Origin of the sequence: Shewanella sp. SR44-3 (assembly GCF_014163735.1) — a bacterium.
Taxonomy (GTDB): Bacteria; Pseudomonadota; Gammaproteobacteria; order Enterobacterales; family Shewanellaceae; genus Shewanella.
The window spans coordinates 1-1,449 of the sequence record NZ_JACJDV010000086.1 but is presented as its reverse complement, the minus strand read 5'-3'; the positions used below and the strand labels follow the sequence as shown (position 1 = coordinate 1,449).

The window sequence follows — 1,449 nt, the reverse complement described above, 5'->3', positions numbered from 1 at the left end:
ACCGAACGCAGAACTAGAGTGATGACCGTTAAATTCCGCCATACAGGCTTGCCATGGCCTATTTATTTTACAAGAAGTCTCCGACACGCAGCAAGTATGTCCCTATAGCTCGCTTCGACATCCATGTCTCAGACGGTCGTCTCGCAAATTGCCATGGTTCACCTTTTTGGACTAGGTGTAACCTGTTGACTTAAAAGACTAAGATGACTTTGACTCATATATCCATCTGTAAAATTAACCTGATACAGGGGGAAATTATGAACACCCTCGCTGATGATTCCATTTATTTTACTGGATTAGCAACGTAACCATCAGAAACGAAAACATCAGATACATCACAGTCTGGATACACCCAATGAGACCAGTTATGAATTAACCATTCCTTTTCTATGGCTAATTTACCTGAATCTTTAGGTAAAAGAATTAAAATCAAACCAGCTTTATAGCCAGAACTAACCATTAGCCCTTGTCCTTTACCCTCTTGAGAAGGCTCAAAAACCATAAAATCGATGATGTCTTCATAGGGATATTGGCCTTTCAACCTGAAAACAGTGCCGTGAGGAAATGAATCCTTATCGCAATTTATTAATTTAACCCAGTTCATCATTTTACCTTCAAGTCATGCTTACCCGATGTGTCCTGTTTTTCTGGAATAGGCTCGAGATCGATATTCACTTCACCTTTATGTTTCCTGTTTTTTGGGTTTACAAAAATAAATCATTCCTTATATGGAGGCTCCCGGTGAGTCAAAGCAATAGCCGTTCTTACGATTGGGGGCGAGGTGCCCCACAAGCTCAGCATTAAGCGCGGCTTCGGTAAGCTTTTTAATCAAAGGGGTGAGGATGCCATCCTTGCCCGTGAGGTCTTGGCCTTCACACAAAGCTTGAATGGCGGCGTTGATATCAAATGTAGGTGCTGTCATAAATCATCTCTTTTTGGTTTATTCTACAGAAATGACACAGAAATTTGAGCACTACCCTTCGGTGAGCAAATCATTGCCTTGACTAATCGGGAGCTGCCATATTTAGTTGACTAGGAACATCCAACAGCAACAACTTTTTTGAGTTGAGTAGAAGGAGATAAATCATGAAATTCAAAATTGGCTCCCTGACTTCTTCCTTATTTACAACGACATACGCTATATGATAACGTATTTAGTGATTGATAGGAATCAATCTATATTAAGAATTTGGCTCCAAGTAATTCTACTAGAAGCCATTTAATACACAAGGAAATGACATGAAGTCGTTAAAATTTATAACTCTAGCTTCTACGCTGGTAACTCCCCTAGCTTTGGCTGTCACCTCAATACCCAGGGCCGGATCGTAGTTTGTTAATAAAAGGGAACTTTTCTTAACAAGCCTGATCTGAGCAAGCATGTTACCTTAAAGAAACGAACCAATGTCACTGTTTGAACATTTAAAACTCATTGAAGATACCCGCTCCTAC

General features: G+C 40.2%; 1 protein-coding gene and 1 pseudogene. Both read right to left on the bottom strand.

Annotation, left to right across the window (positions count from 1 at the left end):
* Nucleotides 1-283: 283 nt before the first annotated feature.
* On the bottom strand, nucleotides 284-604 hold the full coding sequence (gene imm45, locus H5073_RS17890; protein ID WP_220488110.1) for an Imm45 family immunity protein: 321 nt from the start codon (nucleotides 602-604) through the stop codon (nucleotides 284-286).
* 153 nt (nucleotides 605-757) lie between these two features.
* A pseudogene (locus H5073_RS17885) lies at nucleotides 758-922 on the bottom strand (IS256 family transposase); the annotation flags it as partial.
* Nucleotides 923-1,449: the final 527 nt, after the last annotated feature.

Coding starts and splice junctions, on each gene's coding strand:
- imm45 (WP_220488110.1), bottom strand. CDS start 604: ATGAACTGGGTTAAATTAATAAATTGCGATAAGGATTCATTTCCTCAC.